Genomic DNA, 23,149 nt, shown 5'->3' with positions numbered 1-23,149 from the left:
GTTTATTCAATAAATTCATGAACTAGATGTAACTTTGAGTGCCAGATTACCGTTGATTGTGGGATAAAATGTAGCAATTTTACCTGTAATCTTTACTTCTTTAGTAAAAGCATATTTAACATTTAATGTTTTGTAACTATCATACATAATCATAATATTAAAAATACCTAAAACTAATTTATCTAAATCTTTTTTATTTAATACAATTGTCAAAAAACCTTTGCTCAATGTAAATGTTTGAATGAATGTTGAATCTTGCCAATTTTTACGGTTTTCTAGTTGAATAGATGACACTCGTTCTTTGTCTAAGTTATGAATATCAATTTGCAAATATACATGTTCTTCAGAAACTTGTAAATTTTTCAGGTTACTAATTGGTGCGATATATTCAAAATGATAATCATCTACACTTGTTAAACTATAACGGTTATGATCGCGTTGTTCTAATAGCTTCACTCCTTGTTTCAACCATTCAAAGAAGTACACAAATTTCTCTAAGTCATTTTCATAAATAGCTTCTACAGCATTTTTAAATCTATAACTAATATTTTTAACAATTTTCTTTCTTACATAGTTATTATAATAAATACTTTTTATAATTTCAAAAACGCTTTCTTTTTCAGAATCATTTAAGTTGTTAAATACATGAGAATTACAATTATATAGCAAATCATATTCGACGATACGCAATAAAAATTTATCACGTGTTTTTTTATTTTTTATTTGTAAGGCTGCTTTAAAAATTTCAAAGTCGCTTTCCCTTTTTTTTATAAAATTCGTTCTTCTTATAATAGAAACGTTTTGAGACAATCTATTTATATAACAACCTATATTATTAGTAGTAGTTGCACGTTTAGCTACATTAAACACATTCATAAAAAATAACTTATCTTCACCAAAGTGTAAGTCAGGTGAAAAACGAATATTATTTTTTTTAATCAATTGACGACTAATAAATTTACCACTAGGCCCTAAGTAATAATATAAGTATGGGATACTATTAGTTTGTTGATTAATATGTACTTGATCTGTCATAAACCGAGCATGAATTGATTGTTTGTTGTCACCTACTTTTACTATTTTAGAAATAATCACATCACTTTTTAACCACTGTTTATTTTCAGCAATGTTTTCTAATATCGTAGGTTCTAACCAATCATCACCATCTAGAAAATATATAAAATCTCCTTTACTTAATTCAATTCCTTTATTTCTTGGATGTGACGGTCCACCACTGTTTTTGGGCAATCTATACATATTTAAATTTTCTGCTTCCGTATGTTGCACGATATCCCAAGTACAATCACTTGAATGATCATCTATAACAATGATTTCATATTGCTTATTATTGAGCGTTTGGTTTACAACTGAATCTAATGTTTTTTTAATAAAATCTTCATTATTGAAGGTTGTTATGACAATCGAAAATAAAACTCTTTTCATATGTTACCTCCATGTAAATTATTTTCTTTTTGAAATTTGAATTATATTAACAATTATAGCCTATAGATTGTTATAATTATACTAATAAAAAAAATATTTATTTTGGGGAGGAAGTTTGTTGCAAAATATAATACAAGAAGGGTCAAACCTTAATATTTCTTTTAATGAAACGAATAGATCAATTGACAAATTATATATTAAAAACGAATATAACTCACTTTGTTATGAACCTATAGATGATACAGCTAACTTTAAGATTGATTTAAATGAAGTAATTTCTGTTTTTAAACAACAAGAGACGAATAAATTATATTTGGTCGTTGAAGAATCTGATGTAATTCTAACGACGCAAAAAAACCTGAAAGTTAATAACGCAAATTCAACTGTTTGCAATTTATCAGAAGTAACAGATGGTGACTATTCTATCCATCCTTATATTACTAAAAATGGTTTTCTACACTTTTCAATGACTCAATATACACCTTCAAAAAATTATTTTTCAAGAAGACATATTGACTCATTTAGATTTAATAATCATGAAGCTAAAATCGAGGGTCAATGTTCAATCATTAATTCAACCTTTGAAAACATCGCTCTGGTATTAGGCACACGATTTTCGACTCGAAAAAAAACGATTACATTCCCATCAAAATCAGTTACTAAAAGAAAGCAGACAACTTACATAAATTTTTCATTAGATATTTATCACGAACTCATCGATTTCATGAAATATCCATTTGAAAACGGTGATATCATTGATATCTACTTAGAAATTGACATTCAAGAATCAAAATTACCTATTGAAGTTAAGTTAGGAAATCCTAGAATATTAGCAGAGCGCTTTCTTAAAGGGGAAATCATTACTGAATTCAAAGATGAAATCATCTCTATTACGCCTTATTTAACTATGAAAGGTCGCAACCTTTCATTTAGAGTCAATAGATATACAATCGATAGTTATTTAACTTATATACAAAATTTAAAAATGCCAAATATGAAATTACCCTTCAAAAAGCAAAATCAAAAGGTTTGGGTAATTGGTGAAAAATCGTATAAAGCTCAAGATAATGGTTATCACTTCTTTAAATATATGCGTACACACCATCCTGAATTACCTGTCTTTTACATAATTGAAAAAGACTCTATCGAAGCTAAAAATGTGCTTCCTTTTGGTAATGTTATTTACTATAAATCGCCAGAGCATTTCAACATTATGTTACATGCTGATTATATTTGTACAACACATCATCCCGAATTAATATTTCCTACTAATAGCGCCATTTACACAAAAAAGATTAAAGCAACTAGAGTCTTTTTACAACATGGTGTCTTAGGGGTTAAAAATTTATCAAATATTAATGGCAATCAACTGAAAGATTTCAATGTTGACCTTTTTATTGCAAGTTCTGAAAGAGAGAAAGAAATCGTAGTAAGAGATTTGAAGTTTGATAGTAAACAAGTTGTAGTGACAGGCTTAGCACGATTTGACGAACTTTTTAATCCAAAAGTTAATACCAAAGACCAAATTTTAATTATTCCAACATGGAGAGACTGGTTAATCAATTGGGAGCGACTAGAGGATTCTGAATATCTAGAAAATATCAACCAATTATTGAATAGCCCTAGTATTAAGTCTATTGCTAACAAAGGCAATGAAGTCATTTTCTGTTTACATCCTAATATGCAGCCTTTCATTGAATTATTTAATGTGCCAAATTATATTACAAGTATTAAACAAGGTGATGTTAACGTACAGAAACTAATCCAAGAAAGTAAATTAATGATTACTGACTATTCAAGTGTTGCATTTGATTTCAGCTTTTTAAACAAACCTGTGATTTATTATCAATTTGATAAACACGCATTTTTAGGTAATGAACCTTCACACCTTGATATAGAAAATGAATTACCTGGTACAATTGTTAATAATCAACATGATTTAGAATCATTGCTAAATAAAACGATTAGCAATCATTATCAAATCGATAAAGCAGTCGAAATAAAAGCAAATCGTTTCGTTAAATATCATGATCAACACAATAGCGAAAGAATTTTCGAAGCAGTCTTAAATCACAAAACAACTAACCAATTAAAAAGCAAATTTAAATATGATATATTGTCACAACATTTATTCAAACGTTTTAGAAAAAGTAAACAATACTTTAATGTAATGGATAAATATAACTCCGCTATTTCTAAGCTTGTACCAGTCAAAAAAGATTTAGTTGTATTTGAAAGTAATGTAGGCAAAGCTGTCAGTGACAGTCCAAAAGTTATCTATGACAAATTAAAAGCATATACTGACCATTACCAAATTGTATGGGTAAGTAATCAACAATTCCCTTTTAATGATCCTAACGTCATAACAGTAAAACGATTGTCACCGGAGTATTACCATTATTTATCACGTGCAAAATATTGGATAAATAACCAAAACTTCCCACACTATATTTCAAAACCTAAGGATACAATCTACATTCAGACATGGCATGGTACGCCTTTGAAAAAAATGCTAAATGATGTTGAAAGCTTTGAGGGTAGAGATGCGAACTATAAAAAACGTGTTAACGGAGCAATTCAATATTGGGATTATCTCGTTTCACCAAGTCCATATGCATCTGAATGTTTTAGATCAGCCTTTGAATTTCATAAAGATATATTAGAAGTTGGCTATCCACGCAATGATATATTCTACAATAACGATGTAGCTTATATTAATAATAAAAAAGAAAAAATCAAACAACGTTTGGGTATTCAAGATGATCGTAAAATCATCCTATACGCACCAACTTTCCGTGATGATGAAATTAATAAAGCTAAAAAGCATATCATCAACTTACAAATTGATTTACAAAAGATGCAAGAACAACTTAGTGAAGACTATATTTTAATTCTAAGGCCACATATAATTATTAGTAATGCATTAAAATTAGATAGTAGCTTAGACAATTTTGTAATTAACGGCAGTAAATATAACGATATCAGTGATTTATTCTTAATTACGGACATTTGTATCACGGATTACTCTTCTGTAATGTTTGATTTTGCTAATACTAGAAAACCTATGCTATTTTTCACTTACGATTTAGAACACTATAAAAACAGTTTGCGTGGATTTTATTTTGACTTTGAAAATGAAGCACCAGGTCCGCTTATAAAAACAAATGAAACATTAATACACGCAATTAAAAATATTGAACAAATTCAACAAGAATACAAAATGAAATACGAGCAATTTCACGAAAGATTTTGTTCATATGAGAACGGAACTGCAGCTCAAAGTATAGTAGAACGTTTCTTTTAACTAATGCACGTAATTATTATTAAAAATACAGTATATTTAATAACGTAAACAAATAAAATACCCACTCTATATGTATTCCTATTTGTTTATAATGTAAAAGATGTCAAAAATCTAATGATTAATATCAATGTTAGGAGTGAGTATTTGAAATCAAATAATCTCTATTTGATTTCTTAACTCACTCCTGTATTTATATCTAATACTATGTTCGAGAGGTGTTACCTAAATATGACCAATACATTGTCTATAATAGTTCCTTTTTTTAATAATGAAGATCACATTGAGCAATGTATCGCTTCATTAATGAATCAAACAGATAAAAATTTTAATTTAATATTAGTAAACGATGGTTCTACCGATACTTCAGAAAAGCGATTATTTAACCAAATCGATAATGATCATATAAATGTAAAATACATTAAGTTCAATACAAATCAGGGCCATAGTCGTGCAAGAAATGAAGCCATTACTCATGTTAAAACGACTCATTTTTTATTTGTTGATGCTGATGATTTTCTTGCACCTTATACAGTTGAAATATACCTCAAATATTTAAAAAACTGTGATACCCTTATTGCTCCTATTACAGATTTTATTTTGAATATACCAACAGTATATACTGACGATACTTTACAGGTTAATTATAAAAAAATCCTAGAAAATGAGAGCAATATCTTAGCACAACATGCTACTGTTAACATTATTTTTAATACACGTATTGTGCTTCAACAAAGATTAATGTTTAACGAATCTTTGAATGTTTATTCAGATTGGTCGTTTGTCATCGACTATCTGAAATATGCAAAAACTTATGTTGATATTAAAGGAATCCCTTTCTATATTTGCGGAGAAATTTATGATCCATTGAATACAAACAAACTACGAGAACAATCTTTTGAATATTTATTTAAAGATTTTGTTAAAGCATCTCATGATGCACTTGTTCGTATCGAAGACCCAATATTAAAGCAATATGTGCTTAAAAGCATATTAAAAGCTATTAAACTTTGGTTTGAACCCAGTGACCCTGATATTGAAAAGAAATATCGTATCGGTCGTAAATCATTAACTAAATTAATTCCATTACTAATGCCAGCTATACAACGCGAAACTAAATTTCTATTTAAAGTCGAATTATTATTATTACAACATACAAATTATCGATTGGCATTTTCTATTAATAAGTTGAGATTACGTACAAGATATTTAAAAAATATACTGCTAAATAAACCAAATAAAAACCTTTCTAAATACCTTTTATTCAATAAAAAGAAAGATGTAGACAATGAAATGATAGTATTTGAATCTTTTAGCGGAAAAAATTATAACGATAGCCCAAAGTACATTTATGAATACATGCAACATAAATACCCTAATCTCAAATATTATTGGATTTATGATACACAAAATAAAGTGAATTTCCCTCAGGAATTAAATTTAATTGCTAAAAACAGTAAATCCTATTTCGACATTTATCGAAAAGCACATATTTGGGTTACAAACGCTAGGATACCAGTGCACATCAACAAAAAGAATAATCAATTATATATTCAAACTTGGCATGGTACCCCACTTAAAAAATTAGCAAATGATATGAAAGTAGTACGAATGCCCAATACAACTACTGCATCTTATAAAAAATCATTTTATAACGCAACTCGCCGCTGGGATTACTTAATATCACCCAATGCCTATTCTACCGCTATTTTTCAATCAGCATTTTGGATGCAAAGAGAAAACATTTTAGAAATCGGTTATCCTAGAAATGATATTTTAGTCAATCATGCTCAGAACCAACCATATATAAATGAAATTAAAGCAAACTTAAATATACCTCTTGATAAAAAAGTTGTTTTATATGCACCAACATGGCGAGATGATGAATATGATGAAGCAGGTAATTATCAACAAACTGTACAACTAGATTTAACTAAACTCCGTGCAAATATTAGTGATCAATATATTATCTTATTACGCATGCACTATCTAATTGCAAATAAACTTGATTTGAGCGATTATGAAGACTTTATCGTTGATGTTTCCGATTATAGTGATATTTCTGAGCTTTACTTAATTAGCGATGGTTTAATCACGGATTATTCTTCTGTGATGTTTGATTATGGTGTTTTGAAACGCCCTCAATTTTTCTATGCTTATGATATAGAAAAATACAAAGAAAAATTACGTGGATTTTATATTGATTATTTCCATGAATTACCAGGTCCTATTTTCACAAACACTGATGAAGTGATTGAAGGCTTAAATCACTTTGCATATTATGCACAACAATACAGCGATAAAATAAACAGTTTTCATAATAAATTTTGTTCAATCGAAAATGGCCATGTTTCTCAATATATTGGTGATTTGATTTATAATAATATTCACAATCCTAAAAATTAATAATATTCATACAAGCGTACGATTAAAATTAATTTGTAAAATTTCTCATAAAAAAAGAGCTAATCATTTGAGATTAGCTCTTTTCTATGAGGATGAGATTCATCGTTCACGTCCTCAACGAAAAAACGTTTTATTCTAATACACTACTCTAAATTAGCATGATTACTTTGCATCGTTTCTTCATCGACATTAAGTTCGTTCATTAAATCTAGTACTAAACTATCTAAAAAGACTTGCGCTGCTTGTTCAAACAAACTACCTAAGGGTTGTGCAGATCCTTCTGCATCATATTTTGTACCTGCAGGAAGTTCTATAACAGTGTTTGCCAATGCGCCAATTGCCGAATTTGGATTCGTAGATAATATCACAACTTCTGCATCAACAGATTTTGCTTTTTCAACTAATAATCTCAAGTGTTCCGTTGAACCTGAACCTGAAATGACAATAAATAAATCATTTTCAGTAATTGAAGGTGTTGTTGATTCTCCAACAACATAAGCAAATTTTCCAAGTTGATTTAAACGCATAGCAAAACTATTTGCTACAAATCCAGAACGTCCTTTACCTGCTACAAATACATGTTTTGCTTTAGTCACTTGCGATAAAAAAGCTTGTGTTTCATTATCTCTAACATGAGATAACGTATGATCTAACTCGTCTAAAATCAAACGATAATTTGTAATTTCACTCATCTTATCTACCTTCAATCGCATCTCTACATTGTTTTGCTGCTTCAACTGGGTCATCTGCGTTAGCAATGCCGCCACCAACTACAACTAAATCTGGGTCCTCAGCTACCACTTCTTTAATTGTATCTGGTTTAATACCACCAATTACAGCAACTTTAGATTGATTAATCACTGATTTAACTTGTCTTAAGCTTTCTAATGGTGATTCACCTTCTGCTTGTAAATCATAACCAGTATGAACAGCGATATAATCCGCACCTAATTCGTCTAATTCTTTCGCACGTTTTTGTAAATCTTGTACTGCAATCATATCTACAAGTAATTCTTTATTATTTTTATGTGCTTCGTCTACCGCAGCTTTAATAGATGCATCTTCTGCAACACCTAGGATTGTAACTACATCTGCACCATACTTAACAGCTTGGCTTACCTCATAATCTGCCGCATCCATAATTTTTAAATCTGCAAGTACTTTCACACCATCGATATTATTATCTAAATGTTGAACAGCCGGTAAACCTTCATTAATCACAATAGGTGTACCAATTTCTACAATATCAACATAATCTTTAACTTTATTTGCAAGTTCTGCCGCTTCCTCTTTATTTAATAAATCAATTGCTAGTTGTAATTCCAAAATAATCATCCCTTCTTGATTTAATGATAGGCATGGAAATCATGACCTAACTTACTTTATTTAAAAACTTACGCACAAATGCTTTACCCTTAAAGTCATAATTTAAACTGAGAGATTATAAGCGAGGTGCTGCAGCGTCATCAACGTAAATTTCAACATCAGGATGTGCAAGCAGAATCGTAGCTGGAACCTGTTTATTGACTTCATGCTTAGCTAATTGTTCAATTGCTTCTCTTTTTTTCTCTCCAAATGCTAACAAAATGATTCTTTTCGCTTTTAAAATTGAAGCTAAACCCATGGACACAGCTTGTTTAGGTACTTCACTTTCATTATCAAAATAACGACTATTTGCATTGATTGTACTATCAGTTAAATCCACAACTTGAGTGGTACTATTCATATCAGTCCCTGGTTCATTAAAACCGATATGACCATTTTCACCAATACCTAATATTTGTATATCCATTGGTCCTTTTTGATTGATTAAATCTTCATATCGCTTCGTTTCTTCCATTAAGTCTTCTGCAGCTCCATCAGGAATGTGTATCAAAGATTTCGTAAAATGTGGATAACGATTAAATAAAATGTCATTCATATAACGATGATAACTTTGTTCATGCGTCGCCGATAAACCGACATATTCATCTAGATTAAATGTTTCGATTCCAGATACATCTAATTGATTCTTTTGCAGTAAACTAACTAGAAATTCGTAAACTTCTACCATTGTCCCACCTGTAGCTAATCCTAATTTACTATGTGGTTGTTGACTCATTTGTTTAAACAATTCACATGCAACATAAAATGAAGCATATGCACTAGACCCTAAATTTGTGATTTTCATGTTATTGCCCTCCCAAATATATTGAATTTGTCATTAGCTATAAACAAAATGTGAATACACTTCTATTATACGTGCTTTTAATCGTTTTTACAGAAAATCGATATTTGATAAATTGTAATGATTGTTTAAAATGACTAAAAGTATAATGAGCAGACTAATACATTTTCATCGCTGTTTTTAGTAAAATAAATAGATAATCAAAATTTTATGTATAAATCTAAGTTGAAATTCATTTTTCAGGTAGAAAATGTTTCAAAGTCAGTTTACACTAAAGATTAGACTGATTATTTTTATTAACACTTGTATCGTACAATTTATTGCATAAAAGTATAGGGGTTTGGAATCAAGGAGGCAAAAAGTTTGGAATCAATAATAGATGAAAAAGTACAAACATTACTTTCTTCATATGAAGATAAACCCGTGTATTTACATGTAGAGACGACGAATGGTGCATATGCTGCACATTTTGATCAACGTGTATTTAACGCGGGCACTTTTTTAAGAAATATTCAAGTCACTTTTGAGCATGCACAGCTTAAAGGTGGTAATAAAGACCCATATCGTGTAGGTTTAAAACTAAAAGATGGCGGTTGGGTCTACGTTCAAGGTTTAACACATTACGAAATAAATGAGCAAGGTGAATTTCTATTAGCTGGCTTTAACTATGAAGGTCAACTAGCTGCTGCTTTAGAAATAAGCACTCAACCATTTAAAGCATAAGGAGGATGAATCATGACAGAAGAAAGCCATGTATTAGTTATTTTTCCACACCCAGATGATGAATCATTCTCATCTGCAGGGACATTGGCACGTTATATAGATAATGGTGTACCAGTCACATACGCTTGTTTAACATTAGGTCAAATGGGACGTAATTTAGGTAACCCACCATTTGCCACTCGTGAATCTTTACCTGACATTCGTGAAAAAGAATTAGAAGCAGCGATGGCTGCCATTGGTATAACTGATTTACGCAAAATGGGCTTACGTGATAAAACTATAGAATTTGAACCTCACGACGAAATGGATGAGATGGTACAGTCATTAATTGATGAATTAAATCCATCCGTCATCATATCGTTCTACCCTCAATTTGCAGTACACCCAGACCATGAAGCTACAGCAGAAGCAGTCGTGAGAACTGTGGGACGCATGAACCCATCAGAAAGACCCCGTCTACAACTTGTTGCATTTAGTAATGATGCGCCTGAAAAATTGGGTGAACCTGACATTCTAAATGAGATCAGTGATTATAAAGAGGTAAAACTTCGCGCATTTGAAGCACACGCATCTCAAACAGGACCATTCTTGAAACAACTTGCTACACCTGATGTTTCTGGAGAAGCGCAAAGCTTTTTAGAAGTTGAACCTTATTGGACTTATAACTTTGAATCTTAAGTGGAGGCAATATCATGACAGAATTTGATTTATCAACTCGAGAAGGTCGATGGAAACATTTTGGTTCAGTTGATCCAATCGAAGGTACAAAACCAACCGTTAAAGAAGAAATGAAAGATTTGCAAAGTACGAACAAAAACTACTTATTTGAAATTGAAGAAGTGGGTATTAAAAATCTTGTATATCCTGTATTAGTTGACCGTTTTCAAACAGCTGGAAACTTCAGTTTCTCAACAAGCCTTAATCAAGATGAAAAAGGTATAAATATGAGTCGTATTCTAGAAAGTGTTGAAAAACACTATGACAACGGCATTGAATTAGATTTCGATTCTTTGTATCGTCTTTTGCGTAGCTTACAAGAACGCATGGAACAAAATGCTGCTGGCGTTGATGTTTCAGCTAAATGGTTTTTTGATCGCTACAGTCCAATCACGAATATCAAAGCTGTAGGCCATGCAGATGTGACATACGGTATGGCGATAAACAAGGAAAATATTACAAGAAAAGAAATTACACTACAAGCAGCAGTTACAACATTGTGCCCTTGTTCAAAAGAAATCAGTGAGTACTCGGCGCATAACCAACGCGGTATCATTACCGTTAAAGCAATTTTGAATAACGAAACTATTTTAACAGATGACTACAAAGAAAAAATTTTAGATGCAATGGAAGCCAACGCAAGTTCTATACTTTACCCTATATTAAAACGACCAGATGAAAAAAGTGTCACAGAACGCGCTTATGAAAATCCAAGATTTGTTGAAGATTTAATTCGCCTAATCGCAGCAGATTTAGTCGATTTTGATTGGATAGAGGGCTTTGACATTGAGTGTAGAAATGAAGAATCTATTCACCAACATGACGCTTTTGCAAAAATAAAATATAGAAAATAGTAATTATGACTATAAATTAACACAGCAAATCATCAAAAAAAGGCTACTGAATTTCTTAATGATATAGAAGTTTAGTAGCCTATTATTTTTTATTCAATTTTTATTTTAATTTCAAAACATTCTCTCAACAATTAAACTTTCTATCCTTACTAAATAATGTTATTTTTCTCCAAATTCATTAGTTAAATTTGTAATAGTAAAATTTTAATGGTTCATTTAAAAATACCACCACTAAATATATCCATCTACAACTAATTATAAAATAATGTATATTAACTGTTAAATTTTATTAATGTTCTATATACAATTTTCATATTAAAATAATTACAGTAGTAGTTTATAATTAATTTTTATTTTGATGTAAGTGGTGAAACCAATAAAATGGATGATACTTTTAAAATAAAACATGCGCAGTATGGCTCTATAAGCCAATTAAGTAGACCTCATTTTCTACATATTTTTTTAGTAACAGAAGGAGAATTTATAGCTTTGAAAAACACTACTTTTCATCATTTTAAAGTAGGTGACGTATTTTATATTCACGACTATGAATCCATTAAACAAATCTCTTTTAACGGTAGTTTAATCTGTCTTTCACTAAATAATTTTTACTATTATCAATACTTCCAACAACTAAATTTTAACACGTTTAAACATATATCGTTAAAAAAAGAGATACGCCTCAAATTATTAGATATAATTGATGCGATTCAACATCAATCTATAACCAATCCGAACAATGCCATTAAAGATTTAATTAAAAGTATAAAATATTCTGAGCATCAAAATTTTCAAAGTTCTGAATTACAATGCAGTTATAAAACAGCTTTAATTAAAGATGTCGTTCAATATGTTAATACGCATTTAACGACTAAAATTACCTGCAAAGAAATTGCTAATTATTTTTTTGTAAATAATAGCTTTTTATCAAGAGAGTTTTCAACATTGATGAACTGTAAGTTATCTCAATATATTACGTCATCTAAAATTCATGCTTCCATATGTGATTTGCTTAATGGTGATCATTTAAACATTGTTCAACAACGCTATGATTTTCGTAGTCAAAATGAATATTGTTATCTGTTCAATAATATTATTGGTTGCCAACCTTCTGATTTTAAATACCATAAGAAACTAGTCAGTAATTCAACATTTAAAATTCTATTTCTATCAACAATTTCAATCTAACGCATAAAAGCAAAATATTAAAAGTGTGGTGACAATATGAATACAATTATTTATGAAGAAAAAAGAGGATTGATTAATAAAGTAGTGAAACAAAATTTGAATCTTACGATTTCTGAGGTAATCATTTTGGATAAATTGCTCTATCTTAATAAGAATAAAATAAATGCCATTGAATTAAAAAAGTTATTACAAGTCCAAAATTCACCTGTTTCTTCACAAATCAACCATTTTATCGAACTTAACCTTTTAAAAAAATCTCGAGATCAATCTGATGAAAGATGTATTTATTTGCATGATATCAAGTTAGAAGAAATTAAACAGCTGATTGAACAGTATCATTTAATAGTTAATTCAATACTTCACAGTACTGCCTAATTAAACTTCAGCAACATAAGAGCGCATATGAAATCAAAGTAATGTTTGATTTCATATGCGCTCCAAAACCCTTTAGGTTATGTACATAGCGAGATACAACTTGCATCGTAACCCCTATTCAAAAATGACTTCACACTATTTCAAGTGTTCATACGGACTATTTTTCACAAATGAAATAATTTGATCCACAAATAGTCTTGAACGTAATTGAAACTCCCCGTTATCCAAGTAATACGTACCATCATCTAATTTATTATAGTCTGTATCATGCGTCGCAATCTGCGTTGGTACTGCGATTCCGAGTAATGAACGTACTATCAAACGTAAATGAGACAATGGTTCAGAGCTTACAATTCCACCACTGTTACCGATTAATCCAACTGGTTTCATTTTAAAATCATCCATCGTTAAATGATCCAATGCATTTTTTAAAATACCAGAATATGACCCATGGTAGTTTGGTGTTCCTAATATAAAGAAATCTGCATTTCGCGCTTTCGTTTGTAATAATGTTAAATTATTTTTATACACTTCACTTGGCGAAGAAACGCCTGAGACATCCAGTTGATGAATTGGATGTTCCGCTAGATCAAAGATCTCCACCTCAAAATATTGGTCTTCAAAATGACCTTTTAAATAATGAGCTAAAGCATTTGTATGCGAGCCCATTTTAGCACTCCCTATTATGATTAATCCTTTCATTTATCCTTTCACCTCATGCTATGATTTGTTATTTTCTCTAAGTAGTTTCATTATCGCTTTACCAACACCACTTTGTTCATTAGAGTCAGTTTCATATTTTGCGATTGCTTTAACTTCTGGAGCTGCATTCTCCATTGCAACTGAATAACCAACACGTTCCAACATTGAAACATCATTCATATTATCACCGATTGCCATAACATTTTCCATATCAATATTTAGACGCTCTGCAATCGTGTTTAAAGCAATACCTTTTTGTGCATCTGAGTGCGTAATTTCTATATTTCCGCGTGATGAAGAAGAAATTGCCAAACTTTCTGATTTTGCTAATGTTTCACTTACTCGATCAATTTTTTCTAAATCACTATCAAAAGCTAATATTTTCATCACAATTTCACCAGGTGTATCTTGAATTTTGTCATAATTCTCAACTACTTTTAATGTACCGTTATCTATACGTTTTTGAATGCCACTTTTAATTTTTTCTACATCTGCTTCTTGACCAGCACGTTGTGCAATATCAATATAAATCTCTAAGTCTCGTAATGGATTCTCAGTATAGATGCCTAAGTTGGTATACACTTGATAGAAAATGTTTTCTTTATTTAATTCTACCGTAATGCGATTTATGAGTTCTCTATTTAAATTTGAAGTGCTCATAATATTAAATGATTCGTCTCTGACTTCTGCACCGTTCAAACAAATATATGGCACTTTTAAGTCTGTTTGATTGATTGGTGCATTTGCTTCATAAAATGCCCGACCAGTAGCAATGACTACAGTTATGCCTTGTGATTGTGCATATTTGATAGCTTGGATATTTTCTTCTGATATTTCATGTGCAGCGTTCAATAACGTACCATCCATATCTGTTGCAATTAAATTTATCATTGATTTACCTCGTTTCTACTTTATCTCAAAACACCGATTGAATACTCATTTACAAATTGCCATAATTTTGTAACACATTTCATATTTTACCAAATGTTTCACTATTTGTATTATCCTCTGTTCGTATGATTTTCTTTTTTTGTCTAATATCTTTAAAAAATGTCTTCAATAAATGGCTACATTCCTCTGCTAATACACCAGTAGTAACTTTGGCCCGATGGTTAAATCTCGATTCTTGCAGCAGATCCATCAAACTACCTGCACAACCACCTTTTAAGTCTTGTGCACCATAGATTACTTCGGGAATACGACTCATGACGATTGCACCTGAACACATTACACAAGGTTCCAAAGTAACATAAAGTTTACAAGACGCTAACCTCCAACTATTAAGCTGTTTTGCAGCTTTTTGAATCGCAATATGTTCAGCATGTGCAGTAGGATCTTGAGTGGATTCTCGTAAATTGTGCGCTCGTGAAATAACTTCATTATCTTTCACGACAATAGCTCCAATTGGTACTTCTCCAATAGCACCAGCTTTCCGCGCTTCTTCTAGCGCAATTTTCATATAAAATTGGTCAGTATACATGTGTCTATCACCTCACATATGGTACAATATTTATTGTCTATTTTAACATTGGAGCGGTAAAAACATGAAAAAACAATTTATTGCTGTTGAAGGGCCGATTGGCGTCGGTAAATCTTCATTAGCACATAAACTTAGCCAGACTTTTAATTATTATGAAGAAAAAGAAATCGTAAATGAAAATCCTTTTCTATCCGATTTTTATGAAGATATTTCCAAATGGAGTTTTCAAACAGAAATGTTCTTTTTATGTAATCGTTACAAACAATTTCAAGATCTTGAAGCAATTTCTACAGGTATTGTAAGTGATTACCATATTTATAAAAATAAAATATTTGCAAATAATACTTTAACACCTTCTGAATTCAATAAATTCTCTAGAATTTATGATATTTTAACTGAAGATTTAGAAATGCCAAATGTGATTATCTTTCTAGATGCAGATTTAGAAATATTGAAAAAGCGTATCGCGTTACGTAATCGTAGCTTCGAACATCAGATTGAAGACGACTACTTACTTAATTTAAAACGTGATTACAATGCTTATTATCGTTCGTTAAAAGCAGATGGTGAAAGTGTTATTCGAATAGATACGACTGATTTAGATTTTATGAAGCAAGAAAATGATTATAATTATATTTTAGATTTAGTGCAACCATTGATTGGAGGAAAAGATGATGAATAAATACGGTATCCCTCAAGATGCTGTGATAACAATCGCTGGTACAGTCGGCGTTGGAAAATCAACATTAACGAAAGCATTGGCACAAAGATTAAATTTTAAAACATCGTTTGAAAATGTAGATCATAACCCTTATCTAGATAAGTTTTATCATGATTTTGAACGTTGGAGCTTTCATCTACAAATTTATTTTTTAGCAGAGCGCTTCAAAGAACAAAAACGTATGTTTGAATATGGCGGCGGCTTTATCCAAGATCGCTCTATATACGAAGATGTTGATATTTTTGCTAAGATGCATGAAGAACAAGGGACAATGAGTCCAGAAGACTTCAACACATATTCCGAACTATTTAATGCTATGGTCATGACACCATACTTCCCAAAACCAGATGTACTTATCTATTTAGAGTGTGATTATGATGAAGTGATTGATCGCATCAAACAACGTGGTCGACAAATGGAAATTGAAACAGATCCAGAATATTGGAAAAAATTATTCAAACGATATGAAGATTGGATTAGTGAATTCAATGCGTGTCCAGTTGTAAGAGTGAACATCAATGAATATGATTTACATGCAGATCCAGAATCACTAAATCCTGTTATTGATAAAATCCGTCACATTATTGAAACTTATCGAAATGTAGATCAACGATAATACGTTTATTACTTAAAACATTTGCAAAATCAAGAATAGTACCATATAAAACAGATTTTGTAATGTAGAACAAAACGCAGGGCAACAATATCTTTTGAAAGAAATCAATTCTTTCCTGCACGCACCATCAAGTTAACCCATTACCCGAGCTTCTGCTCATGCATAAGTCCCACTAAACCAACAAGTTGGGAAGTGCTTTAAAGGGTTACCTGAGCTTCTGCTCATGCATAAGTCCCACTAAACCAACAAGTTGGGAAGTGCTTTAAAGGGTTACTTGAGCTTTCGCTCATGCATAAGTCCCACTAAACCAACAAGTTGGGAAGTGCTTTAAAGGGTTACCTGAGCCATCGCTCATGCATAAGTCCCACTAACCCAACAAGTTGGGAAGTGCTTTAAAGGGTTACTTGAGCTTCTGCTCATGCATAAGTCCCACTAACCCAACAAGTTGGGAAGTGCTTCAAGGTTTACCTGAGCTTCTGCTCATGCATAAGTCCCACTAAACCAACAAGTTGGGAAGTGCTTTAAAGGGTTACTTGAGCTTTCGCTCATGCATAAGTCCCACTAACCCAACAAGTTGGGAAGTGGGACTTTATTCAATATGTTTACGATAAATAATCTTTTCTATCTCGTCTTCATCTACATACTTACTATAATAATATTCATCAGTTTGGTCGAGACCAAAAGTACTTGCTTTATCTTCGTCTTCAGTACCTATATATAATTGCCCCTCTAAGTCTTGATATAAATCAAAAATAGCACCACTATATCTCGCTTCTTGGTATAGTTCATAAAGTTCATCAACATCATCTCTCGCTACATGTTTATAATATAATGTATGTGCAGCGTGACGATGCGTTTGTGCTTCAAAACCATGTTCCGTAGCTCGTTCATCCTCAGTGACTAACAATACTTCATTACTTACAATTTCTACAACTTTATATGTTTCACCGCGATAATTTGCATATCTTCCATCAATCATTCAACCACCTCGTTTACGTTTTTTTACAAATAGAGACTAAGACATAATGGATTCGTGCCAGCCCAATCCCATATTGACAGTAGGTGATTGAACTGAAAATGCGCTTTAAATCAAGTTTTTTCAATTCTAGCCATACTTGCCAAGGTGGAACGACGAAATCTATTTAATAAAATTAGATTTCTGTCCCGCTCCTATATTTTGTGGATTAGTCCTATTATTATAATATGTCCACTACACTATTTGCAGTTTCAAAAATATAATCCGCTTTAGTAAATGATTCTTTTAAACCAACACCTGTTAAAACTGCAACTTTCAACCCTAATTTAGCATTGATGCCAGTTTGGATATCATTCGCAGTATCACCGATAATGGCTACATTTTCAGGTTCTACATCATATCTATAAAAAAGTGGATTTAGCACTTCAGGATTTGGTTTTTCAACGGCATCCGCTTCAGTAGAAATCACAATATCGAAGTAATGGTCGAATTGCGTGTATTCCAAGAATTGTTCTACCCCTCTTTTAGAATCACTTGTCACAATACCTAGTTTGTAACCTCTTTGCTTTAACGTATCTAATGTTTCACTGATGCCTTCAACTAAAACATTTTCTGGCACCCTATTATCGACGAGCACTTGACTTCTTTGTTGAGCCCAACTTGTTACATCTTGATTTGCAATTTTACAAAATGCCTCAATCATTTCATCTAATGCGCCTGAAGCCATAATCGTACCTGGTTGAATTTCACCATCTATAACACCTAAATACGCGTAACCTTCATCTATATCGTCAATTGCATCCTTATATGTTTCCATAAAATCATCAACGAGTTGCAATCCGATTTTCATCCAACTGCGATCAAAATATATGATTGTGCCATCTTTATCAAATAATATCCATTCCATGTTTTAAACAGCTCCTATGTTTAACAATATGTATCCCTCAACTTACTACTTAATTTTAATATAAAAATCGTTCTTAAAACAAATAACTCAACTAACATACTGACTGTGAACACCGTTTAAAATCCTAATATTTAGGTTATGAGTTATAGTAATACCATAAAAGAGGTGAATAGTTTGGTACCTAACCCTAATGTTCAAATCGAAACCATTTCTTGCGACAGTGATGATTCAATTCCAAACAACCCTAAATATGCCGTACTGCTATATAAAAATGTAATCAAACAAGAAGAAAGTCCTCTAGATATTTTAAATAAAAACAATTGGTCAAACGCTTGGCGTAGCGGCATATTTCCAGTACATCATTATCATAGCAATACACATGAAGTCCTAATTGTCGTTTCAGGAAATGCCATCGTACAACTAGGTGGTGAATTTGGTCCTCATGTAGATATTCAGCAAGGCGATGTCATTATCATACCAGCTGGTTATGGTCATAAACGAGTTCACAGTTACCATAATTTTGCAGTAATAGGTGCCTATCCAAATGGTCAAGATTATGATTTTTGTACTGGAAACCCTGACGAATGGCCACAAAATATAGAGAACATCAAAAATGCAAGTTTACCTGACACAGATCCAATATATGGCAAGGATGGCCCGCTATTTAAATATTGGCATTAAGTTAAACCATCGCAGACTGTCTGTTAATAGTTTTCAACAAAAAAGAAGGAGCAAGACGCTGAAATCTTTAGAAACGTGAGATTTCTGACTTGCTCCTTTTATTGTGCTGTTTATTGTTATCTTTTGGGGAGAAATTTAATATCTTGGTACGACTACTCTCCAACCATTCGGATCCTCAAGCTTACCACTTTGAATACCAACATAATGATCATATAAATTTTGAGTTACTTCTCCTGTTTCATTATTATTAATAACGATTTCAGTATCTCCGTATTTTAATTGACCAACTGGTGAAATCACCGCTGCTGTTCCAGTACCGAACACCTCAGTCAATTCACCATTATGATGCGCTTCAATCAACTCGTCGATAGATACACGACGTTCTTCTACCTCATAACCTAAATTTTGCGCTAATTCAATAACTGTTTTTCGTGTGATACCTGGTAAAATACTACCATTTAATGCAGGTGTTACCACTTTTCCATTTTCTACAAAGAAGATATTCATACTGCCGACTTCTTCCACATATTTCTGCTCTACACCATCTAACCATAGTACTTGGTCATAGCCTTGTGCTGATGCATTTGTTTGTGCTAAAAGGCTAGCCGCATAGTTACCAGCTACTTTTGCATGACCAACGCCACCACGGACTGCACGTACATATTCATCTTCTACATAAATTTTTGTCGGATTTAAAGAGTCACCACCGTAATAAGAACCTGAAGGTGATAAAATAATTAATAATTTATATGAATATGAAGGTCGTACACCTAAAATACCCTCTGTAGCAAATACATATGGTCGTATGTATAATGATTGGCCTTCTCCTTCTGGTACCCAATCACGTTCGATATCTACTAATTGTTTTAAACCTTCTAATAAAGTATCTTCATCAACTTGAGGCATATCTAGACGTGCTAAAGAATTGTTAATACGTTTAAAATTTTCAGATGGACGGAATAAATCTACTTCGCCGTCATGTTTATAAGCTTTCAATCCTTCGAATACTGCTTGTCCATAATGTAATACTTGGGCCGCTGGAGAAAGTTCAATCGGTCCATAAGGCACAATTTTCAAATCATGCCATCCTTGATCAGTATCGTAATCGAAACTTAGCATATAATCTGTGAAATATTCCCCAAAACCTAAATTACTTGGATCTGGTTTTTCTTTAAGGCTTTCACGCTGTATCAATTTTATTTTTTCTGACATGACTGTTTCCTCCAATGTTCTATTAATAACTAATACATTAAATTATACCAATCAGAATAGTTTCATTCAATAATTTTCAAAAAATTTAAAAAATAACAACATCTTTGGTTAAACTAATGAAATTAATTGATTCAAGTGTAACATCATATAGAAGATAATACATAGATGTCACTGATTAAAGCATGAACATTCACATCTTTTGAGATACTACGGAAATTGATATTGATATATCACAATCTATTAATATTAGTAACTAAGTTCAAAATTTTCATTGATATTGTGTAGTGAACGATAGGAAAAAGGCTTTTTTGAGTATTAAAAGCTGTGCAAAGGTATTGTACAATACTGACACTCAAGGAACGTCATAACTGCAAGATTATTTGGCTAAACCATATATCAGACAAGAAGCATTCACGTACATGATGATATAATTTCAAATATAAAAAGCGCTAATCCATAGTGAATTAGCGCCCTTACTTTTTAAAATTTTATGCCTTACTCGCTTGTCATCGATTATTTCAAAAGTAATTATCTTACTTTATCTTTATTTGAGATTTCTTTAAGCATAACTTCTGTCATTTTAGTCAAATCATATTTAGGATTAAAGCCCCACTCTGCTCTAGCACAACTTGTATCAATACTATTTGGCCAACTGTCAGCAATACCTTGTCTGTCTGGGTCAACTTCGTAATTTAATTTAAAATCTGGGTAATGCTCTTGAATTGCCGCTTTGACCATTTCTGGTTCAATGCTCATCGCACTCAAATTATAGGCGTTACGATTAATTAATTTTACGCCGTCTGCTTCCATTAACTTGATAATAGCGTCAATTGCATCTTCCATATACATCATATCCATAAATGTATCTTTAGCAATATAGCTTGTATACTGACCTTCACGAACTGCTTTAAAATAAATATCTACTGCATAATCTGTTGTACCGCCACCAGGCTCTTTAATATGTGATATTAATCCAGGGAATCTAACACTTCTTGTATCTACACCAAATTTATCAAAGTAATATTGGCATAATAGCTCACCAGCAACTTTGTTAACGCCATACATAGAAGTTGGTCGTTGAATCGTAACCTGTGGTGTGTTCACTTTCGGTGTTGAAGGTCCAAAAGCTCCAATTGAACTTGGTGTAAAGAACTGTAAGTCATATTCTCGAGCTACTTCTAAAGCATTTAAAAGACCACCCATATTTAAATCCCATGCAAATTGTGGATTTTTTTCAGCTGTTGCAGATAATAATGCCGCCATATGCATAAATGTATCTGGTTTAAAAGACTCAACAATTTCCGTCATTCTGTTTTTATCTGTAACATCTAAAATTTCAAATGGTCCATTAGCAATCGCCGAACCTGTTTCTGGCTCTCTAATATCTGTGGCAAGTACATTATCATTGCCATATAACGCTCTACATTTTACTACGAGCTCAGTACCAATTTGACCTAAAGCACCTGTAATCATTATCTTTTTCATAATCAAAAACTCCCTTGTTTATTACAGAAATCGTAATGTATTTTCGTAGTGGACAAATATCTATCATTTACAAACATTGTACTATAAAAGCGCTTTTTTGTATACTACGCGTGTACATGAATCGACTAATTATATTTTACCGGTATTGTCGTTGCAAGCTGATGATTGTTAAGCTTTTGACTTCTCAATATATAGGAAAATTTTATAATATATAGATTTTGACATTTCTTTGGTAATTTGATATAAAACAAACAAATACAATATGTGGAGATGATGATATGTTGCATAACAATGCTTCATTATTAATACAAAGCAATTACTGTCTATAGTATGATGCTTTGTTTAAAATTTCTTTTCACAAAGCATCTTTTGCTTTTAAAAATTATAATGTGAAAGGAATTTAAAAAAATTGGAAAAACAAATTTATCCATATCAATTTAACTATATTAAAGAACGAATCGCACATTTACTTAATGCTTATAAATCAGTAAATGACTTAAATACAATTGCTTCTATAAAAGAAACAACTAAAATAGACATTTATCAGCAGTTTCATCAAACAGATGATACGTTGACTGAAGCGATCGAAAAATTAATGAACATACGTATTACTAAAGTACAAGTAGATAAAATATTAGAAACTTTACAGACATACGTTATACCCTTTGAACACCCTTCAAAAAAACAAGTCGAAAAAACTTTTCGTAAAATTAAAAAGCTTAAATCACCGCTTATTAGTGATGAAATTCTTTTGGAAAGTACTTATATCGGATGGAACGATATCGCTTCAAACAGAAAATTTATCATCTATTATAACGAGCAAGGAACTTTAACAGGTTTTTATGGCGACATTGCTAACCAAACCGTTAAGGGCTATTGCGCAATTTGTAATAAAGAATCTAATGTCGCTCTATTTATGCGTAAAACACGTACTTCTGGTGATGGACAATATACCAAAAAAGGTGACTATATTTGTTTTGACAGTATCAAATGTAATCAACAATTGTCGGATATTACACAATTTTATCAATTCGTCGATAAAATCCACTCATAAGTTTTATAGTTCCGCTAGTATGATCATTATGTTAGTACTTTAACTTCAAAATACAAAGAATTACCTGAGCTTTCGCTCATGCATAAGTCCCACTAACCCAATAAATTGGGAAGTGTTTCAAAGGTTTACCTGAGCTTCCGC

The 23,149-nt window shown here is 31.6% G+C and carries 22 protein-coding genes; 11 read left to right on the top strand and 11 right to left on the bottom strand.

Annotation, left to right across the window (positions count from 1 at the left end; all coding sequences use genetic code 11):
- Nucleotides 1–15: 15 nt before the first annotated feature.
- Entirely contained in the window at nucleotides 16–1,443 is a 1,428-nt protein-coding gene (locus tag MUA21_RS01525; RefSeq protein WP_262561673.1) for a glycosyltransferase family 2 protein, read from the bottom strand.
- 118 nt (nucleotides 1,444–1,561) lie between these two features.
- On the opposite strand from MUA21_RS01525, the gene MUA21_RS01520 reads away from it, so the two are divergent.
- Both MUA21_RS01520 and MUA21_RS01515 read left to right on the top strand, forming a co-directional pair.
- Entirely contained in the window at nucleotides 1,562–4,747 is a 3,186-nt protein-coding gene (locus tag MUA21_RS01520) for a CDP-glycerol glycerophosphotransferase family protein (RefSeq protein ID WP_262561672.1), read from the top strand.
- Nucleotides 4,748–4,975: 228 nt separating this feature from the next.
- On the top strand, nucleotides 4,976–7,150 hold the full coding sequence (locus MUA21_RS01515) for a bifunctional glycosyltransferase/CDP-glycerol:glycerophosphate glycerophosphotransferase (protein WP_262561671.1): 2,175 nt from the start codon (nucleotides 4,976–4,978) through the stop codon (nucleotides 7,148–7,150).
- A 143-nt stretch (nucleotides 7,151–7,293) separates the two neighbouring features.
- On the opposite strand, the gene hxlB is transcribed toward MUA21_RS01515, so the two are convergent.
- From hxlB to MUA21_RS01500, 3 genes are all read right to left on the bottom strand, one after another.
- Nucleotides 7,294–7,842 carry a 6-phospho-3-hexuloisomerase gene (gene hxlB / locus MUA21_RS01510; protein WP_262561670.1) on the bottom strand — a complete coding sequence of 183 codons (549 nt, stop codon included), beginning with the start codon at nucleotides 7,840–7,842 and terminating at the stop codon, nucleotides 7,294–7,296.
- Nucleotide 7,843: 1 nt separating this feature from the next.
- The gene (gene hxlA / locus MUA21_RS01505) at nucleotides 7,844–8,476 is read right to left on the bottom strand and encodes a 3-hexulose-6-phosphate synthase (protein ID WP_046207260.1); all 633 of its coding nucleotides are present in this window, start codon (nucleotides 8,474–8,476) and stop codon (nucleotides 7,844–7,846) included.
- Nucleotides 8,477–8,591: 115 nt separating this feature from the next.
- Nucleotides 8,592–9,320, bottom strand: a complete 729-nt coding sequence (locus MUA21_RS01500; RefSeq protein ID WP_107525609.1) for a glucosamine-6-phosphate deaminase — start codon at nucleotides 9,318–9,320, stop codon at nucleotides 8,592–8,594.
- Nucleotides 9,321–9,680: 360 nt separating this feature from the next.
- On the opposite strand from MUA21_RS01500, the gene MUA21_RS01495 reads away from it, so the two are divergent.
- The 5 genes from MUA21_RS01495 (at nucleotide 9,681) to MUA21_RS01475 (ending at nucleotide 13,174) form a co-directional block, all read left to right on the top strand.
- Nucleotides 9,681–10,040, top strand: a complete 360-nt coding sequence (locus MUA21_RS01495) for a YojF family protein (RefSeq protein WP_040029939.1) — start codon at nucleotides 9,681–9,683, stop codon at nucleotides 10,038–10,040.
- 12 nt (nucleotides 10,041–10,052) lie between these two features.
- A complete protein-coding gene (bshB2, locus tag MUA21_RS01490) occupies nucleotides 10,053–10,718 on the top strand; it encodes a bacillithiol biosynthesis deacetylase BshB2 (RefSeq protein ID WP_262561668.1) in 666 nt (221 codons plus the stop codon).
- Nucleotides 10,719–10,732: 14 nt separating this feature from the next.
- Nucleotides 10,733–11,611: a GTP cyclohydrolase FolE2 gene (gene folE2 / locus MUA21_RS01485; RefSeq protein WP_046207256.1), complete on the top strand. Its 879-nt coding sequence runs from the start codon at nucleotides 10,733–10,735 to the stop codon at nucleotides 11,609–11,611.
- 381 nt (nucleotides 11,612–11,992) lie between these two features.
- On the top strand, nucleotides 11,993–12,799 hold the full coding sequence (locus tag MUA21_RS01480) for a helix-turn-helix transcriptional regulator (protein WP_107525611.1): 807 nt from the start codon (nucleotides 11,993–11,995) through the stop codon (nucleotides 12,797–12,799).
- 36 nt (nucleotides 12,800–12,835) lie between these two features.
- Nucleotides 12,836–13,174 (top strand): transcriptional regulator, SarA/Rot family, encoded by a 339-nt coding sequence (locus MUA21_RS01475; protein ID WP_046207254.1) that lies wholly within the window; start codon nucleotides 12,836–12,838, stop codon nucleotides 13,172–13,174.
- Between the two features lie 135 nt (nucleotides 13,175–13,309).
- Here MUA21_RS01475 and MUA21_RS01470 read toward each other — a convergent pair whose 3' ends face one another.
- From MUA21_RS01470 to tadA, 3 genes are all read right to left on the bottom strand, one after another.
- Nucleotides 13,310–13,876 carry an NADPH-dependent FMN reductase gene (locus tag MUA21_RS01470; protein ID WP_262561667.1) on the bottom strand — a complete coding sequence of 189 codons (567 nt, stop codon included), beginning with the start codon at nucleotides 13,874–13,876 and terminating at the stop codon, nucleotides 13,310–13,312.
- Between the two features lie 18 nt (nucleotides 13,877–13,894).
- Nucleotides 13,895–14,767 carry a Cof-type HAD-IIB family hydrolase gene (locus MUA21_RS01465; protein ID WP_046207252.1) on the bottom strand — a complete coding sequence of 291 codons (873 nt, stop codon included), beginning with the start codon at nucleotides 14,765–14,767 and terminating at the stop codon, nucleotides 13,895–13,897.
- A gap of 79 nt (nucleotides 14,768–14,846) precedes the next feature.
- Entirely contained in the window at nucleotides 14,847–15,356 is a 510-nt protein-coding gene (gene tadA, locus MUA21_RS01460; RefSeq protein ID WP_046207251.1) for a tRNA adenosine(34) deaminase TadA, read from the bottom strand.
- 64 nt (nucleotides 15,357–15,420) lie between these two features.
- Here tadA and MUA21_RS01455 point away from each other — a divergent pair, with 64 nt between their 5' ends.
- Together MUA21_RS01455 and MUA21_RS01450 are read left to right on the top strand one after the other, a co-directional pair.
- Nucleotides 15,421–16,038 (top strand): deoxynucleoside kinase, encoded by a 618-nt coding sequence (locus tag MUA21_RS01455; protein WP_046207250.1) that lies wholly within the window; start codon nucleotides 15,421–15,423, stop codon nucleotides 16,036–16,038.
- Nucleotides 16,031–16,693, top strand: coding sequence for a deoxynucleoside kinase (locus MUA21_RS01450; RefSeq protein WP_040029931.1), 663 nt, complete (start codon nucleotides 16,031–16,033; stop codon nucleotides 16,691–16,693). Before MUA21_RS01455 ends, MUA21_RS01450 begins: the two co-directional genes overlap by 8 nt.
- Nucleotides 16,694–17,282: 589 nt before the next feature.
- Here the strand turns inward: MUA21_RS01450 and MUA21_RS01445 are convergent.
- Nucleotides 17,283–17,672 carry a UCP033725 family protein gene (locus MUA21_RS01445; protein WP_046207248.1) on the bottom strand — a complete coding sequence of 130 codons (390 nt, stop codon included), beginning with the start codon at nucleotides 17,670–17,672 and terminating at the stop codon, nucleotides 17,283–17,285.
- A 217-nt stretch (nucleotides 17,673–17,889) separates the two neighbouring features.
- Nucleotides 17,890–18,576, bottom strand: coding sequence for an HAD family hydrolase (locus tag MUA21_RS01440; RefSeq protein ID WP_070657538.1), 687 nt, complete (start codon nucleotides 18,574–18,576; stop codon nucleotides 17,890–17,892).
- A 165-nt stretch (nucleotides 18,577–18,741) separates the two neighbouring features.
- On the opposite strand from MUA21_RS01440, the gene MUA21_RS01435 reads away from it, so the two are divergent.
- Nucleotides 18,742–19,257, top strand: a complete 516-nt coding sequence (locus MUA21_RS01435; protein ID WP_371913910.1) for a cupin domain-containing protein — start codon at nucleotides 18,742–18,744, stop codon at nucleotides 19,255–19,257.
- Between the two features lie 135 nt (nucleotides 19,258–19,392).
- Here the strand turns inward: MUA21_RS01435 and MUA21_RS01430 are convergent, their stop codons facing one another.
- Nucleotides 19,393–20,469, bottom strand: coding sequence for a branched-chain amino acid aminotransferase (locus tag MUA21_RS01430; protein WP_040029928.1), 1,077 nt, complete (start codon nucleotides 20,467–20,469; stop codon nucleotides 19,393–19,395).
- 528 nt (nucleotides 20,470–20,997) lie between these two features.
- The gene (locus MUA21_RS01425; protein ID WP_046207245.1) at nucleotides 20,998–21,954 is read right to left on the bottom strand and encodes an NAD-dependent epimerase/dehydratase family protein; all 957 of its coding nucleotides are present in this window, start codon (nucleotides 21,952–21,954) and stop codon (nucleotides 20,998–21,000) included.
- 409 nt (nucleotides 21,955–22,363) lie between these two features.
- On the opposite strand from MUA21_RS01425, the gene fusF reads away from it, so the two are divergent.
- Nucleotides 22,364–23,008: a fusidic acid resistance EF-G-binding protein FusF gene (gene fusF, locus MUA21_RS01420; RefSeq protein ID WP_040029926.1), complete on the top strand. Its 645-nt coding sequence runs from the start codon at nucleotides 22,364–22,366 to the stop codon at nucleotides 23,006–23,008.
- The last annotated feature ends 141 nt before the right edge of the window (nucleotides 23,009–23,149 follow it).

It is taken from the genome of Staphylococcus ureilyticus, from assembly GCF_025558845.1.
Lineage (GTDB): Bacteria > Bacillota > Bacilli > Staphylococcales > Staphylococcaceae > Staphylococcus > Staphylococcus ureilyticus.
This window is presented reverse-complemented; position numbering and strand designations above follow the sequence as displayed.